The following is a 15,796-nucleotide window of genomic DNA, read 5'->3' as shown; positions in this document are numbered from 1 at the left end:
TGCTGTCCGCATCCAGTTGTGCCAAAGCTCGAGGGAACAGCAGGCTCTTCAGGGTAATCAGTTGAACCGGGATCCCTCGCTCCCCGCTCCTTGGACACAAGGGCTGCCAAGCATTAGCAGAAAATGGTGCAAGGGGTTCTCTTGTCATGGGTTATCGAGTTGTTGTTGAAAGATGGTGCAAGAAGAACTTTTCTCTTGCTCAGAAAACTTTTGTTGACACTTTTCAATGAGTGTCGACAACTCCCCTTTGAGTTCCTGCAGATGGGCAAGCGATTCATCAGTTTGTCTTTGCTTTTCGCTTGGCTCTATGGGCATCTGCCAACAGGGAAGGACCTGCCCACTGTCCTGAAGCAGTAGCGATTCTTTGAACTCGCCCGGTATGTGTAAGGCCCTCAATTTAAAATTGCCTGGCATTCGGGCCGCTCCAAAAACACTTCTGGCAAAATGGAATCCCCAAAGTACCCTGGCGGCGCAATCACTATGGCAAACCCCTTCAGATTCAACTCGGTTTCGTCGTAAACCACCAGTTGGCTGAAACCGGCGGCAGGATCCCCCTCCATATCGAGAATGCGGGCTTTTCGCTGGATAATCCAAGGGGTCTCCCCTTCTAGTTCAGAAGGGGCCAGAGGGCGATCTAGGCCAAACACGAACTCTCCACTTCGACCCACAAGAGTCCACTCTAAGCTATTGAGCTTCTCTGTACCTGCGAAGCAAAAGGCGTAATCGCTGTACGGAACAAAATACAGTCCTACCAGCCGGGATTTTTCATCAGGGTGGCTGCGGGCACTCAAGCAAGCCTCAAAACCCAGTAGAGAGGCTGGATCGACGGGCTGCCCATAACAAAGCAGGATGTCGTCTTTTGAGTGTTTCCACCACTCTTGTTGCGCGAAGGCAGGGATCCTACCGGATAAAGCCATTAGAACCATCAGGGCCGTTGCCGCCAATGATCTGTACATAGAGCCGCATCTGAACGCTGAGGATAGCAGTACCTTAGCCCAAAGCGCCTTTCTGCTGGGTGATCGGGATCAGCCTTACCCATCCCCAAAGGGCAAGGGGTTAGACTGCTACTCTATAAAGTGATTCATCCTTCTCAACCGTTGGCCTATTCTCCCCATGACTGCTGCACCTGCCCTCGCCCATCTGCCCAGCCAGTACAACCCCTTTGAGACCGAGCCGAAGTGGCAGCGCTTTTGGGAGGAAAAGGGGTTCTACGTAGCGGATCCCAAGGCGCCGGGAGAAGCCTTCAGCATGGTGCTGCCCCCGCCCAACGTCACCGGCAGCCTGCACATGGGCCATGCCTTTGCCTTTACCCTGCCGGATGTGGTGGTGCGCTACAAGCGCATGCGCGGCTACAACGTCCTCTGGCTGCCCGGCACGGATCATGCCAGCATTGCCGTGCACACCATCCTGGAAAACCAACTGCGCCAGGAGGGCAAGAGCCGCTTTGACCTGGGCCGCGAGGCTTTTCTGGAGCGGGCCTGGGCCTGGAAGGAGCAATCCCAGGGCACCATCAAAAGCCAACTGCGGCGCCTGGGCCTGTCGCTGGACTGGACGCGGGATCGCTTTACTCTCGATGAGGGGCTGAGCCGGGCAGTTACGGAAGCCTTTGTCCGCCTCTACGAAGCAGGGCTAATTTACCGGGGCGAGTATTTGGTCAACTGGTGTCCGGCCACCCAGTCGGCAGTCTCCGACATTGAGGTGGACAACAAAGAGGTCAAGGGTCACCTCTGGCATTTCCGCTATCCCTTGGCCGCGGATCCCAACCAGTACCTGGTGGTGGCCACCACCCGCCCCGAGACGATGCTGGGGGATACAGCCGTGGCGGTCCACCCGCAAGACGAGCGCTACCGCCATCTCATTGGCCAGTTTGTGCGGCTGCCCATCAAGGATCGCCTTATCCCCATCATCGCCGACGAGTACGTGGATCCCTCCTTTGGCTCCGGCTGTGTCAAAGTTACCCCAGCCCACGATCCCAACGACTTTGAGATGGGCCGTCGCCACCAGTTGCCCTTGATCAACATTCTCAACAAGGACGGCACCCTCAACGAGAACGGGGATCCCTTCACCGGTCTGGATCGCTTTGTCGCCCGCGAGAAGGTGGTGCAGTGGTTTGCCGAGCACGGTCTGCTGGAGAAGGTGGAAGAGTACACCCACAGCGTGCCCTACAGCGACCGCGGGGGCGTGCCCATCGAGCCGCTGCTCTCCATTCAATGGTTTTGCGATGTCTCGGGGATGGGGGCCCGCTGCTTGCAGGAGGAGCGGGAACACCACAACCCCCGCTTTATTCCGGAGCGCTGGACCAAGGTTTACACCGGCTGGCTGGAGAAGCTGCGCCCCTGGTGCATCTCGCGGCAACTGTGGTGGGGGCACCAGATCCCGGCCTGGTATCCGGTCATCGACGGTCAGATCCCTGAGGATCCCCAGGCTTTTGTGGTGGCCCGCAATGCCGAAGAGGCCTGGGCTAAGGCACGGGAGAAGTTTGGCCCGGCCCTCGAGCGGCTGGAGCGGGATCCCGATGTGTTGGACACCTGGTTTAGCTCCGCTCTGTGGCCTTTTTCCACGCTGGGCTGGCCGGAAGAGACAGAGGACTTCAAGCGCTACTACCCCAATTCCCTCATGTCCACAGGCTTCGACATCATCTTTTTCTGGGTGGCCCGCATGGCCATGATGGGAGTGCAGTTTACCGGCCAGATCCCCTTCAAGGATGTCTACATCAACGGCCTGGTGCGGGACGAGCAGGGGGCGAAAATGTCCAAGTCCAAGGGCAACGGCATCGATCCCATCGAGCTTTTGGACAAATACGGCACCGACGCCCTGCGCTACGCTCTGGTTAAAGAAGTGGTGGGGGCAGGGCAGGATATCCGCCTGGCCTACGACCGCAAGACCGGCGAGAGCGCCAGCGTGGAAGCAGCCCGCAACTTCGCCAACAAGATCTGGAACGCCTCCCGCTTTGTGCTCCTGAACCTGGAGGGGCAGACCCCCGCCCAACTGGGATCCCCTGCCCCCGCAGCGCTGGAGCTGGCCGATCGCTGGATCCTGTCGCGACTGCACTCCGCGGCCACCCAGGTTATCGAAGAGCTGGAAGCCTACGGCCTGGGCGAGGGGGCGCGGCTCTTGTATTCCCTGATTTGGGATGACTTCTGCGACTGGTACATCGAGCTGGCCAAGCCGCGGCTGCGGGGAGAAGACCCGACCTCCAAGCGCACGGCACAGCAGGTGTTGGCCACTGTGCTGGAGACCATCCTCCGGCTGCTGCACCCCTGGATGCCCCACGTCACCGAAGAAGTCTGGCAGCTCCTCACCCAGGCCAACCAAGCCACCTCCATCTCCGTCCAGCCCTATCCCGCCCCTGACCCTAACTGGGTTGACCCTCAACTGGAGCGGGAGTTCGGCCTGGTGATCCAGACCATCAGCAGCTTGCGCAACCTGCGGGCAGAGGCTGGCCTTAAGCCCCATCAAACCATCACGGCTCTGCTGGTTACCGAGGATCCCGACGAGCAGCGGATCCTCACCGCCGCTCAAGCCTACATCCGCGATCTGGCCAAGGCCGAGTCCCTAGAAATTACGGGATCCCTGGCCACGGAGCCCAAGCAGGTGGCGGCTGCCGTAGTGGGCACGGTGCAGGTGCTGGTGCCCTTGGCGGGGCTGGTGGATGTGGAGGCGCTGCGGGCTAAAGTGCAAAAAGATCTGGCCAAGCTGGAAAAAGAGGCTCAAGGGATCCGCGCCCGCCTGGAGAACCCCAGTTTCCTCAGTCGGGCCAACCCGGAAGTGGTGCAGGCTAGCCGCGAGCAACTGGCGGAGCTGGAGGCCCAGATGCAGCTCTTGCAAGCCCGCCTGGAAAAGTTGGGCTAGGGCAACGGGGAGCGCTCTCCTTTGGGGCTCTTGACCTGGGCAGCCGACTTGCGTAGCCTCGAGCTCAATAGCACCGGCTATTTTGCTATTTTTGTGCAAGGGGAGTGACCATCCCCCATCTCTGTGTTATGATGAAAATTAGTTCGAGATAAATGTCGGTTGTAGCGTTCGGTTCTTCTGGTCTTGACGGGTTTTCACGTTTTGTATTGGCAGACGGCTCTCCGAATATCTCGCCCTTTGTTCCTCTCTCTTTCGGAGATCGTCGATGTCGATTTATGTAGGCAACCTTTCCTTTAAGGTGACAGAAGCGGATTTGACCGCTGTTTTTGCCGAGTACGGTTCTGTGAAGCGGGTGCAGATCCCCACCGACCGGGAGACTGGCCGCATCCGCGGTTTTGGGTTTGTGGAAATGAGTTCTGAGGCCGAAGAGCAGGCTGCTATTGCCGCTCTGGATGGCGCAGAATGGATGGGCCGCGACCTCAAGGTCAACAAGGCTCGCCCGCGGGAAGAACGCCCCACCTCAGGCTTCCGCTCTGGTAACGCCAACGGCGGCGAGCGGCGGCGCAACTTCCAATCTCGCTATTAAAACGCCTGCTGAGGCTTCTCGGTTTGAGTTTGCCCCTCACCCCCGGCCCCTCTCCCAGAGCGTCCCTCACCCCCGTCCCCTCTCCCTGAGGGAGAGGGGGGCTAGGGATTGAGGCGGCGAGCTTTCCCTTGCAATTCGGTAGCGACTTTTAGGCCGGCGGTTTGTCCAGCCAGGGATCCGTCAGGTCGGCAGCTAGGGGATCCCAGTCCCAACCCCAGTCGCGGGCGATGGCCTGCGTAAGGCCCAACTGGCCAGAGCCCGGGTAGCGGGCCAGGGCCGACAGGAGATCCACCAGTTGCTCGCCAGTGGGGGTGCGGCCAAAGATGTGCAGTCCATCTCGGATCTGGGATTCCTTGAGCTCGCAGAGGTAGCCATCGAGGCGGCCCCAGTCTTCTTCCTTATCCAGGTTGAACTGCAAGTCGAGGTGCTCTCGGCAGGCAAGCTCCTGGATCTGGGCGCGGATCAGCGGGCAGCGCCCAGGATCCATCTGCTGGGCCTCGTAGTACTCGTCCATCAGCCGCTCCAGTTCCGCCAAGGGCCCGTAGAGCTCGGCACGGGTTAAGGGCGGGGTGAGGTGGTCGAGGATGACAGCCTGAGCCCGCCGCTTGGCCTGGGATCCCTCGCCAGGATCGTTGACGATGAAGGGGTAGAAGTGGGGCAGAGGCCCCAAGGCTATTTCTGGGTAGCAGGTGGCTGAAAGGGCGGATCCCTTGCCAGGCAGCCACTCTAGGTTGCCGTGCTTGCCCACATGCACCACTGCCTGCACGCCAAACACTTGCCGCAGCCACAGGTAAAAGGCCAGGTACTCATGGGGCGGTACCAAATCTGGGGCGTGGTAGTTCAAAGAGGGATCCTGGTCGTAGCCCCGCGGCGGCTGGATGCCGACAAAAACATGCTCCAACTGCAGGCCGACAATGGGGATGTCGTGGGCGGGCGGATCCCCCCACTGCTGCACCAGATCCTCTTGGACAGCGGCAGGCAACTGGGCAAACCACTCCCGGTAGAGGGCAGCCGGCAGCACCTGCCGCGCCGGGCGTAGGGATCCCAGCGGATCATAGGTTTGGCCCTGGGTTAGCCAGCGGATGAGCTCATCTCCGCTCTGGGGCAGTGGACAGGCGCGGTAGTCGGCTTCCGCCAGGGCCTTGAGGATCTCGACGCAGCTTGCCGGTGTATCCAACCCTACCCCATTGGCCAGCCGTCCATCCCGGCTGGGGTAGTTGGCCAAAATCAAGGCTAGACGGCGCTGGTTGGCAGGAGTGCGCCGCAGCTTTACCCAGTTGGCCGCCAGCTCGGCCACAAACGCCACCCGATCCGGCACAGCCTCATAGGCCATGATCTCCGTCTGCAGGCGGGGATCCCACTGTTGAACCGTCTTGAACGAGATGGCGCGGCTGAGGATGCGGCCGTCCACCTCCGGCAGCACCACGTTCATGGCCAGATCCCGCGCCCCCAAGCCCCGAGTGGAGTTCTCCCAGCGCTCCCGCGACCCACTGCTCAAGACCACCTGCACAACCGGCACATCCAGCTCCTGCCAGAGGCGGACATCGGGCTGCTCGCTCTCCAGGCGGGCCAGGGAAAAGCTGGTGGTGTTCAACAAAAGTTCAATTTGGCCGCCGAAGTGCTCCCGGATGGCCTGCGGCAAGTCCGGTTCCTGCAGGCCATAGGTGTACAGACACAGCGGCTGCAACCCCCGCTCCTGCAGGGCGTTGGCCAGGGCATCTATTGGCTGCGTATTCCCCGCCAAAACATGGGCCCGGTAGAGCAGGATCCCTACCTTGGGGGCCTGGGGATCCCTGAGGGGGGATAGGGGGGGATGGTAGATCCCCAGCCGGGGCAGCACCTGCGGCTCTGGCACGGCGTACTCCTGTCCCAGAAACTCCCTGGCCAAGAATTTCAAGCAAGCCGCCACATTGGCTGCCCCTCCTTCCAGCCAGTACTGCCACACCCGGTCTGCCACTGTCAGGGGCACGGTGGAGTGGCTAACCAAATCCCAATCGGGGCGGTCATCCCCAGGGATCACAATCAGGGTGGCTCCCGCTGCTGCCGCTACCTCTTTGGCCACCTCCAGACCATAGCTCCAGTAGGCCCTTCCCCCCAACAGGCGCAGGAGCACCACCTGAGCTTGCCGCAACACCTTCTCGGCGTAGTCGTCGATGCTGAGAGGCTGTTGCAACTGCAAGAGGTTAGCCGCCCGCACCGCCGGGAAATCAGCCGGCACCAAGCGCATGGCTGCGCTCAAGGCTGTCAGATCCGTGTCGGCTGCCGACAGGACAACGATGGGCGCAGGATCCTGCTCCAGGAAAATGACCCCACCTTGGGAAGGATCCCATCCCCCCGGCAAAGCAGCTATCCGGTGCATAGAGCCAGCGCCAGGCGCCCCGCCATCTCCTTGAGACTACACAGAAGGATAGCTTGGTAGCCCCGCACTTGCGTGGGGAGCGGAAAAGCTCGTAATTGCCAAGGGTATACTTGCCGAAAAGGCGTACCGTTCCCAGGCCAGCACCTAATCACGGTGAAAAACCCGACTGGTGCAGGCGTCCGAGACGCGAGAGGACGCCGTCCTGCTGACGCGAGCAGGGCTTTTCCTGAGGGGACTGTCTAGAGGCGTCTTGACAGCGCCTGTTTGAACTACGTGAGAACCCTACGCCTTGAGGCGGTGGGGGTGTCAATCTAACGGCCGTACTTGAGCACAAAGACATCTTTCAGACCAGCATGGGGCTCTCCGGCGAGGGATCCCCAGGTTACACCTACCACCCCGAGGGTGCCCTCTTGGTCTAGCGCCATGGCCTGGATCCAGTCGAAGTCGGCGCTGCCGAACTGGTGGCGCCAGAGCTCGCCGCCGTTGGTATCGTAGAGGCGGACAAAGGCATCGCTGCGACTTGCAGGGATCCCCTGGGTGGATCCTGCCACCCAGACCCTTCCGAGCCTATCCACGGCAATGGCCAGAGGGCGCTCCCCTTGCGCGCCGTCCCATTGGCGGCTCCAGAGCTCGTTGCCGTAGGGATCATACTGCCGCACAAAGACACTGTACCCCTGGAGCAAGGCCTGGCCAGCAGGAGCCTCTTGGGTATAGCCCGCCACCCAAACATTTCCCTCCTCTCCCACAGCGATGGCAAGAGTGCCGTCGCCCCCTTTGTTGGAAAACTGGCGCAGCCAAACCTGGTTGCCGCTGGGATCATACTGGCCGACAAAGCCGCCAGCCCTTGTGCGGTCGCGGACGAATCCGGCTATCCAGAGATTTCCTGCCCCATCGGCGGCCAGGGCAGTGACCTGGGCCCCTAGCTCGCGGACCCAGAGCGGTTTGCCGTCAGCGTTGTATTGGCGCACAAAGCTCTTGCCTCCGCTATTCCCGGTTACCCAGACATTGCCCTTGCCATCCACGGCAATGGCAGTGACCTGGTCAGGCTCAGCACCGCCCAACTGCTGCGTCCAGAGCTCCCGACCCTGGGGATCGTGCTTACGCAGGAAGATGTCTTTTGCGCCGGCATTGCTGTAGCCAGGGAAAGCGCCGTAGGTCACTCCTGCCACCCAGGTGTTCCCTCTCCTGTCCACTGCCACCGCCACAACTTCGTCTAAAGCAGGGGTGCCCAACTGCCGTGTCCAGAGCTCTCGGCCCCAGGCATTGTACTTGCGCAAGAAACCATCGCCACCCCCTGCCGAGCTTTGGCCCAAAAAGCTTCCCTCCGTTACCCCCGCCACCCAAATATTTCCCTTTCCATCAATTGCGATGGCGCGAGCCTCGTCAGAGGAAGGGGTGCCAAACTGACGCAGCCAAGGGCTGGGACTACAGCCAAAACCTAAACCGAAAAAAGCTAAGACACCCAGAACTGCTCTAGCCAGTGCCTGTCTCCTGCTCATAGGCCCTCTTTTGGGGGCACTGGGCAAAGCATAGCAAGGGCTCTCCCCGGCTATCGCGAGGGATAAGCCCCCGCCTCTTCTCCAGCAGCAGCACAGGATCCCTAGGCAACCTGAGGCATTGCTTCAGGGCTGGCCAGGCGCGGCGAAAACTGCAGCGCTGCCTGCACAAAGGCCTGAAACAGGCGAAAATGCTCAGCCTCTTCAAAGGTGAACTCGGGGTGCCACTGCACGGCAATAGCCCAGGGATGGGTTTCGTGCTCGATGGCCTCGATGAGCTCGTCGGGAGAACAGGCAGCCAAACGCCAGCCCGCCGGCACCCCCCAAACAGCCTGGTGGTGCCAAGAGACTACGGAGATTGCGTCGACGCCGACAATTTGCTGCAGGCGGGTGGAGCGGATGAGGCTGACGCTGTGGCGAACGGGCTTGCGATCGGCGGGGTTGAAATGATCCAGCTCGTCGTACACGTCGGGCACATGGGGGATCAGCTTGCCGCCGCTGACCACGTTCAGCAACTGCATCCCTCGACAAATGCCCAAGACCGGGATCCCTTGCGCCAGCGCGGCTGCCGCCAAGGCCATCTCAAAGCGATCCCGCTCGGCGCTGACGTGACGCACCTGGGGATGTTGGGGATCCTCTCCGTAGGTGCTGGGGCAAAGGTCGCCGCCTCCTGTCAACACCAGCCCATCTACCGCAGCCAGCAGCGCTTGTGGCTCACTTTCGCCTGGGGGAAAAAGAACGGGGATCCCGCCAGCAGCGCGAAGGGCATCCACATAGCGGCCCGGCGCCACAAAATCTCCCTGGCCGTTGCGGCTGGGGGTAGTAACGCCGATGAGGGGCCGATTTACAAAAGAGGGTGTCCGGTTCATTCCTCTACACTACATTGACAACAAAGCTGAGAAAGTACCGCTCGCCACCATAAACCTTGACAACTCTGGCTGACTGGGGGCAACCGGTATACCCCCTGTCCTAACTTCCACCACGATAACCGTAAAAGTAGCCGGAAGCACACTAGGCAAATCCAGAGCCGCCCACAGTAAAACAGGGTAGGGTTCGAGGGATCCCGACGTGCGTTTTGATACTTATGACCCAGGTGAAGGTTTTTACGATGAGCTGTTTGTGGGGCGCGGTCGGCCTCGCCCTGAGGCGATCCCGCTGATTGAGCGCCTGCATTCGCTGGGAGAAGGAGAGCTGCAGCAGCGGCAAGCGGCGGCCCAGGCAGCCCTCTTTCAGATGGGGGTAACCTTCAACGTCTATGGCGACAGCCAGGGCACGGAGCGGATTTTCCCCTTCGACATCATTCCCCGCATCGTCTCAGCCTCTGAGTGGCAGCGGCTGGAGCAGGGCCTGAAGCAGCGCATCCATGCCCTGAACCTGTTTATCGACGACGTCTATCACGACCAGAAGATCCTCAAGGATGGGGTGATCCCTGCTGAGCTGGTCGAGACGGCCAAAGGATTCCTGCGGCCTTGTATTGGGCTCAACCCGCCGGGGAGAATTTGGTGCCACGTCACCGGCACCGACCTGGTGCGGGATCGGGACGGGACTTGGTACGTGCTGGAAGACAACCTGCGCTGCCCCTCGGGCATTTCCTATGTGCTGGAAAACCGGCGGGTGATGAAAAGCACCTTTCCCTCGCTGTTTAACACGATGGGGATCCGCCCGGTGGACGACTACCCCAGCCACTTGTTGGATACCCTCCTCAATCTGACGCCGCCGCACCTGGCCAACCCGACAGTGGTGGTGCTCACCCCCGGCATCTACAACTCCGCCTACTTCGAGCATTCTTTTCTGGCCCAGCAGATGGGGGTGGAGCTGGTGGAAGGACGGGATTTGGTGGTGGCCGATGGCTATTTGCAGATGCGCACCACCAAGGGCCTGCAACGGGTGGATGTAATCTACCGCCGCATCGACGATGACTTCATCGATCCGCTGGTCTTTCGCCCCGATTCCCTCTTGGGGGTACCCGGCCTGTTTGAGGTCTATCGCTCGGGTCGGCTGGCAATTGCCAATGCCTTGGGGACAGGAGTGGCAGACGATAAGGTCATCTACGCCTATGTGCCCCAGATGATCCGCTACTACCTGGGAGAAGAAGCGATTTTGCCCAATGTGCCCACCTACTTGTGTTGGGATCCCAAGGATCAAGCTTATGTGCTGGAGAACCTGGACAAGTTGGTGGTGAAGGCGGCCAATGAGTCGGGCGGCTACGGCATGCTGATGGGACCGCGGGCCACACCGGAGGAGCGGGCCGCTTTTGCCGAGAAAATCCGCGCCCAGCCCCGCAACTACATCGCCCAGCCCGTTGTGTGTCTTTCCCGCGTGCCCACCCTCGTGGATTGGGGAGAGGGGCTGAGGCTGGAGCCCTGCCATGTGGATCTGCGGCCCTACATTCTCTACGGCAAAGAGATCTACGTTCATCCCGGCGGCCTAACCCGCGTGGCCCTCAAAAAGGGATCCCTAGTGGTCAACTCCTCCCAAGGGGGCGGCAGCAAAGATACCTGGGTGCTCTGCGGGGATCCCCGCTGCTGAAGGGTAGGCTTAGGCCGGAGCAGCAGGGCCCGGCCATCTGGCGAAACGACGGGCGTGTTGCAGCGCCAAATCCACATAGTGCTCGGCGTGGCGGCGCAACTGCTCCACCTCTTGGTCTGTCAGGGTGCGGATGACCTTGGCCGGGATCCCGACTGCCAAAGAGCGGGGCGGCAGCGAGCGGGTGACCACCGCTCCAGCCCCGACCATGCTGCCCGCCCCGATGGTGACTCTGTTGAGGATGACGGCCCCAATCCCCACCAGGGATCCCGCCTCGATGTGGGCGCTGTGGATGACGGCCCGATGGCCGACGGTGACCTCCTCGCCGATGCAGGTCGGCTGCTCCGGATCCCCGTGCAGGATCGCCCCGTCTTGAATGTTGCTGCGGCGGCCAATCACAATCGGCGACAGATCCCCTCGCAAAATGGCCCCGTACCAGATGCTCACCCCTTCCGAGAGCTGCACATCACCAATCAGCGTGGCATTGGCGGCCACAAAGGCTGCCTGGTCGATCCCTCGCGGCTGCTGCTCCAACCCCACTCTCCAACCAGCAACAACTTCCATCAATCCTACCGCCAGTAACGGTGCGGCAATTCCCGGCTTCCCCAGTGCTCTGCACCGCCTTTGCCCCGGCAGCTGACCAGATGCAAGCATACAACAGCCGTGAAAGAGATTAACCCCCCTCTCCCTTTGGGAGAGGGGCCGGGGGTGAGGGCTATCTCTTTGGGAGAGGGGCTGGGGGTGAGGGTCATCCCTCTGGGAGAGGGGCTGGGGGTGAGGGGTTTCGGCTAAGCTTGGCGCTGCAGGAGCAGAGGGGGGTCAGCCGTCTGCAAAGGGCGAATGGCAAAGAAACTTTCGTAGATGCAATCGCCAACGTAATTCATTTGCAATTGCAACTTGTCGAGAAATTCGTGTAAGCCCTGCTCCATAATATCGTCAATGGTGAGATAATCCAGCTCAGAGCGCAGCCGTCCCAAAGCCCGCTCACTGGGATCCCGCCAAGTATCAGCAGGGGTTCCAGTAATCTGGTGTAGGGAGCGATCGGCGTGAATGAGACAAAACTGAATGGAGCGGGGAAATTGCCGATCCAAAATCAGGAAAGAGGCCACCTCTCTAGGGTTAATGCGGTGTTGGCGGCTGTATTTTCGATACATTTCATAAGCGCTGGCCGACTTTAGGAGAGCAATCCACTGCAATTCATCCAGGGGCGTGCCCACATCCTGTACAGAAGGCAGCAAAATAAAATACTTAACATCCAGAATGCGAGCCGTTTTGTCGGCCCGTTCCAAAAGGCGGCCGATTTGTCCAAAGTGCCACCCCTCCCCGTGGGTCATGGTGGCATCCATCACCCCAGCAAAGAGATGGCTGGCCAGCTTGACTTCCGTGAAGAAATCGTGGAGCTGGCTCAGATGCGGCCACTGTTGAGCAGCTTCCTTCACCATTAAGTAGAAGCGATTCACCCGCTCCCACATTTCCGAAGAAATGATCTCCCGCACAGAGCGGGCATTTTCCCGTGCCAGCCGCAAGCAGGAAAAAATCGAGTTGGGATAATCCCTATCAAAAGCCAGAAACTGGATCACCGTTTCCTGGGTCGCCTGGCCGTAGCGCTGGTAAAACAGCTCCTGATCCCCAGTGGTGGAGATGATGGGATCCCATTGCTGAGCTGTGCCACTAGGTGAGTCGAGGATGAGGTTTAGGTTGACATCGATAAAACGGGCAATGTTCTCGGCCCGCTCCACGTAGCGGTTGAGCCAGTAGATGGAATCGGCCACGCGACTCAACATGGTGTTGCCTCCTCTGTTGTCCTCAACCCCAACAGACGGAGCAGCCGCCGCAGCTCCACCAGCAGCACTCCTGCCACGCCGGTCAGGATCCAGCCCAGCCAGTCCGCCGCCGTGCCCAAGTAGCGCACCTCCACGCGGTGCTCCCCCGGCGGGATCCGCACTTGCAACAGCCCTGGCCCGTTGTATTCAGCAGCTCTGAACCGTCCATCAATTTGTACCCGCCAGGCGGGGTAGTAAAACGTGCGCAAGACTACAGCTTGCTCCTGACCGGTGGGGTTAAGCGCCCGAAAGCGACGGTAGCCGTAGCGCCACTCTTCCACCTGGAGCCGCGCCGCCGGATCCTCTACCTCGCCTTGCCACTGCAGCAGCGGATCCACCTGTGGGGGCGGCATGGGCAGCGTCGCCTGGCGGGGCCGGTATTCCAGCGCATCCACCAGCGCCAGCCCATCGGGAAAGCGCCAGTGCATGTGCAAGAAAGCAATGCCCGGCCGCTCTTGGGGCTCGTTGGGGAACTGCTTGGCTGCAGCGAGTTCTTGAAAAGTTTGGACAAGCGGCGGATCAAAGCCGGCTTTGGACACCAGTTGCAAGCCCTGCCAGGTTTGGACTGCCATGGCCAGGCCGAGCCCCACCAGCAAAGGGAGCCGCCAGCGCTTGTGCCCCCATCCCCACCCAGCTAGAGATCCCACTAGCCAAGGCACGGTTACCGCCGTTACCGCCATCCAGCGCCAGGAGAACTGAATCCGCCGCAGGGGCAAAACCCACTCGTAGAGCCAAGCCAGCAGATCCGTCATCATCAGCAGCGCCACCAGGCTGGCTCCCAGGCTGTAGAGCAGGGTGGCTCTGGCAAGAGATTCGGCAGCACCACTTTCCTGGCAGGAGAAACTCCTCCCCGACCGGCGGGCCAGCCAAAAAACCAGGATCCCAACCCCTCCCAGAACCGCCGCCATCCAAACCCAGTACCCCACCAGGTTGCTCTCAAACCAGTGCTCTGTCCAGCGCGGCTGCAGCTGCATGAGCCCGCTCACCATCAGGCGATGGTGGGGCGTATACTCCTCGGTAAAGTTGACAAAATCCACCTGGACATGCCGCTGATCCCAAAAGGCTGGCAGCAGATAAAACGCCGTCCACCCCAGCCCCAGCCCAAACCCCAGGTAGCAGCGCCCCACCCTGGGCCAGAAGGGATCCCTTCCCCCCAACACCCAAGGCAGAGGCAGCCAAATCAGGGTAAACACCAGCAAGGTGGGCAGGTGGGACAGCGCCAGCAGGCCATAGCTCAGGGCCAAAGCCGCAACCGGCCAAAGGGCCTGCAACCGGCAGATCGTCTGCAGCGAGGCCCAGAAAATCCAGGGGGAGACGGCAATGGCCCACACTTCCCCTATGGCTCCCCGTTGGTAGATATCCACCAGCCAATAGGGGCCGGCCATGCTCAGCAGGGCCAAGACCAGCGCCAAAGCCCAAGGAAGCACCTGCCGCAGCAGAAGGTACAGCCCCAGCCCCAAGACCGCCATCGCTAGGCCCATGCTGGCCACCAAAGAGCCGAGCATGTCCAGCCCCAGGGCTCGAAAGGGCAAAGTGGCCACCATACACAGGGGCGGATAGAAGGCAAAGGTGGGGTTGCCATAGCCAAAGTTGGAATACTCCAGCCAGCGGGGGTAAAACTGCCCGCCGAAAAACTGGCGCTGATACTGGAAGGCCCAATTGAGATTGAAGTGGGTGGAATGGGTGATGGGGTAGCCCCGCTGCAGCATTGGCCAGAGCAGTGCCAGCACCCCGGCCAGCAGCGCGATCCCGATAAGCCCTCCCGGTTGGTGCAACCTCTTCAACATCTCACTGGGACGGGCTATTCTGATCGAACCCAGAAGGCCCGGAACTTCCCCCATACTTGCACAACAGGCGGATATTCTCGATCACCATCGCCTTTTCCAAGGCCTTGGCCATGTCGTACAGGGTGAGGGCAGCCACTGCAACCGCCGTCAAAGCCTCCATCTCCACTCCGGTCTGAGCTGTGGTTTTTGCCGTAGCGGTGATCAGAAAGCCGGGCAGGTGGGGATCCGGATCCAGATCCACGGTGATGCTGGTCAAGGGGAGAGGATGACACAGCGGGATCAGATCGGCAGTGCACTTGGCGGCCATGATCCCGGCCAGCCGAGCCGCTTCCACCACATTCCCTTTGGGCCCTTGACCGGCCAAAATGGCCTCTAAAGTCCTTTCTGACATGCGTACCTGCCCTTGGGCAGTGGCCAAACGGGCAGCCAGGGGCTTGTGTCCCACTTCCACCCTCTGTACCCGACCGGAAGCGTCCAGGTGGGTGAGGGTTGGGCCAACATCAGAGGTCAAATCCGACGGCACCCCAGCCTCCTGCAATCCTTGAAAGCTGCAACAGCCGGCTCAGGCTCCAGTGAAGTCGTCAAATCAGCAACCAAGCCCTCAACTTGAGAACTGTTAGTAGCGAATCCAAGCATAGGCGGCATCGGAGAGCACCGGCACCTCGGCATAGTGACCGCGCACGTTCTGCACCCAAGCATAAAGGGTGACAGCGATTACCCCAAGCAGGGCAGTGGTGGCCAAAATGCTAACAAGCGCTGCCAAACCAAGGCTGCCAAAGAGCATAGCGAACACCTGCATCAACACTTGCACCAAAAACAGGGCAATGTTGAGCAGCAGCGCCTGCATCGTGTTGAAGCGAACAAAATGGGCGACGCGGCCGTTGCGGATTACGAAAAAGAGTAGGGCAAAAAACAGCCCCATGCCCAGCCAGCCCGTGGCCAGAGGCAGCAAACGCAGCAGCGGACTAAAAATGGGGATCAAACCTGGCAGAGATTGAAACAAACCAGAGGGCACAAAGCCGAAGGGCAGAGCCGATACCAACGGCAAAAGGTAGGGAAGGGATCCCCAGAGCCGATCGATGGGAGTGATGTTGCCGCGCCAGGTCATAATCCGTCGATCCCCTTAGTGCAGTGGCCATTGAAGCAAGTTTGCCGGTCGGTGCGCTCTCGGAATCCCTAGATGGGAAGAAGAAAGCGACACCCGAGCTTTGGGCCTATTGTAGTCGATGGATTTTGGCGACTCAACACGCTCGACCGCAAGCCGGCCTCAGCTTTCGAGTGAGCAGAACAAATAATTATTGAGTGGGCAAGTGTTCACGGTGAGCATCCTCCTTCATCCGGGCTGGTATAATCGCTGGCAATTCCTT

At 60.5% G+C, this 15,796-nt stretch carries 13 protein-coding genes; 3 read left to right on the top strand and 10 right to left on the bottom strand.

Annotated elements, in window-relative coordinates; genetic code table 11:
- Positions 1-144: 144 nt before the first annotated feature.
- Both NW862_RS08090 and NW862_RS08085 read right to left on the bottom strand, forming a co-directional pair.
- Complete coding sequence (locus tag NW862_RS08090) at positions 145-414, bottom strand: hypothetical protein (protein WP_414427087.1); 270 nt, start codon at positions 412-414, stop codon at positions 145-147.
- A complete protein-coding gene (locus NW862_RS08085) occupies positions 393-647 on the bottom strand; it encodes a hypothetical protein (RefSeq protein ID WP_414335398.1) in 255 nt (84 codons plus the stop codon). Before NW862_RS08085 ends, NW862_RS08090 begins: the two co-directional genes overlap by 22 nt.
- A gap of 466 nt (positions 648-1,113) precedes the next feature.
- Here NW862_RS08085 and NW862_RS08080 point away from each other — a divergent pair, with 466 nt between their 5' ends.
- Complete coding sequence (locus NW862_RS08080; protein WP_414335400.1) at positions 1,114-3,852, top strand: valine--tRNA ligase; 2,739 nt, start codon at positions 1,114-1,116, stop codon at positions 3,850-3,852.
- A gap of 265 nt (positions 3,853-4,117) precedes the next feature.
- A complete protein-coding gene (locus tag NW862_RS08075) occupies positions 4,118-4,438 on the top strand; it encodes an RNA recognition motif domain-containing protein (RefSeq protein ID WP_414335402.1) in 321 nt (106 codons plus the stop codon).
- Positions 4,439-4,586: 148 nt separating this feature from the next.
- Here NW862_RS08075 and cobN read toward each other — a convergent pair whose 3' ends face one another.
- From cobN to NW862_RS08060, 3 genes are all read right to left on the bottom strand, one after another.
- Entirely contained in the window at positions 4,587-6,797 is a 2,211-nt protein-coding gene (gene cobN, locus NW862_RS08070; protein ID WP_414427086.1) for a cobaltochelatase subunit CobN, read from the bottom strand.
- Between the two features lie 311 nt (positions 6,798-7,108).
- A complete protein-coding gene (locus NW862_RS08065; protein ID WP_414341542.1) occupies positions 7,109-8,296 on the bottom strand; it encodes an SBBP repeat-containing protein in 1,188 nt (395 codons plus the stop codon).
- A gap of 101 nt (positions 8,297-8,397) precedes the next feature.
- Complete coding sequence (locus tag NW862_RS08060) at positions 8,398-9,162, bottom strand: gamma-glutamyl-gamma-aminobutyrate hydrolase family protein (RefSeq protein WP_414335407.1); 765 nt, start codon at positions 9,160-9,162, stop codon at positions 8,398-8,400.
- 199 nt (positions 9,163-9,361) lie between these two features.
- Between NW862_RS08060 and NW862_RS08055 the strand changes: the two genes are divergently transcribed.
- On the top strand, positions 9,362-10,822 hold the full coding sequence (locus NW862_RS08055; protein ID WP_414335409.1) for a circularly permuted type 2 ATP-grasp protein: 1,461 nt from the start codon (positions 9,362-9,364) through the stop codon (positions 10,820-10,822).
- A 9-nt stretch (positions 10,823-10,831) separates the two neighbouring features.
- On the opposite strand, the gene NW862_RS08050 is transcribed toward NW862_RS08055, so the two are convergent.
- The 5 genes from NW862_RS08050 to NW862_RS08030 form a co-directional block, all read right to left on the bottom strand.
- Positions 10,832-11,383: a gamma carbonic anhydrase family protein gene (locus tag NW862_RS08050; RefSeq protein ID WP_414347985.1), complete on the bottom strand. Its 552-nt coding sequence runs from the start codon at positions 11,381-11,383 to the stop codon at positions 10,832-10,834.
- Positions 11,384-11,607: 224 nt separating this feature from the next.
- Positions 11,608-12,603 (bottom strand): alpha-E domain-containing protein, encoded by a 996-nt coding sequence (locus tag NW862_RS08045; protein ID WP_414335413.1) that lies wholly within the window; start codon positions 12,601-12,603, stop codon positions 11,608-11,610.
- Positions 12,597-14,429, bottom strand: a complete 1,833-nt coding sequence (locus tag NW862_RS08040; protein ID WP_414335415.1) for a hypothetical protein — start codon at positions 14,427-14,429, stop codon at positions 12,597-12,599. Before NW862_RS08040 ends, NW862_RS08045 begins: the two co-directional genes overlap by 7 nt.
- 1 nt (position 14,430) lies before the next feature.
- A complete protein-coding gene (gene moaC / locus NW862_RS08035) occupies positions 14,431-14,952 on the bottom strand; it encodes a cyclic pyranopterin monophosphate synthase MoaC (protein WP_414427085.1) in 522 nt (173 codons plus the stop codon).
- A 93-nt stretch (positions 14,953-15,045) separates the two neighbouring features.
- Positions 15,046-15,537 (bottom strand): Tic20 family protein, encoded by a 492-nt coding sequence (locus tag NW862_RS08030; RefSeq protein ID WP_414335419.1) that lies wholly within the window; start codon positions 15,535-15,537, stop codon positions 15,046-15,048.
- Positions 15,538-15,796 lie beyond the last annotated feature (259 nt).

This window comes from Synechococcus sp. H55.8, assembly GCF_047462375.1.
Lineage (GTDB): Bacteria > Cyanobacteriota > Cyanobacteriia > Thermostichales > Thermostichaceae > Thermostichus.
Note: the sequence above shows the minus strand (reverse complement) of the source record. Positions and strands in the feature narration are given on the sequence as shown.

Bases quoted from the DNA above. Each gene is read 5' to 3' on its own strand.
- NW862_RS08080 (WP_414335400.1), top strand. From the start codon at position 1,114: ATGACTGCTGCACCTGCCCTCGCCCATCTGCCCAGCCAGTACAACCCC.
- cobN (WP_414427086.1), bottom strand. From the start codon at position 6,797: ATGCACCGGATAGCTGCTTTGCCGGGGGGATGGGATCCTTCCCAAGGT.
- NW862_RS08075 (WP_414335402.1), top strand. From the start codon at position 4,118: ATGTCGATTTATGTAGGCAACCTTTCCTTTAAGGTGACAGAAGCGGAT.
- NW862_RS08050 (WP_414347985.1), bottom strand. From the start codon at position 11,383: ATGGAAGTTGTTGCTGGTTGGAGAGTGGGGTTGGAGCAGCAGCCGCGA.
- NW862_RS08045 (WP_414335413.1), bottom strand. From the start codon at position 12,603: ATGTTGAGTCGCGTGGCCGATTCCATCTACTGGCTCAACCGCTACGTG.
- NW862_RS08040 (WP_414335415.1), bottom strand. From the start codon at position 14,429: ATGTTGAAGAGGTTGCACCAACCGGGAGGGCTTATCGGGATCGCGCTG.
- NW862_RS08065 (WP_414341542.1), bottom strand. From the start codon at position 8,296: ATGAGCAGGAGACAGGCACTGGCTAGAGCAGTTCTGGGTGTCTTAGCT.
- NW862_RS08090 (WP_414427087.1), bottom strand. From the start codon at position 414: ATGCCAGGCAATTTTAAATTGAGGGCCTTACACATACCGGGCGAGTTC.
- NW862_RS08060 (WP_414335407.1), bottom strand. From the start codon at position 9,162: ATGAACCGGACACCCTCTTTTGTAAATCGGCCCCTCATCGGCGTTACT.
- NW862_RS08030 (WP_414335419.1), bottom strand. From the start codon at position 15,537: ATGACCTGGCGCGGCAACATCACTCCCATCGATCGGCTCTGGGGATCC.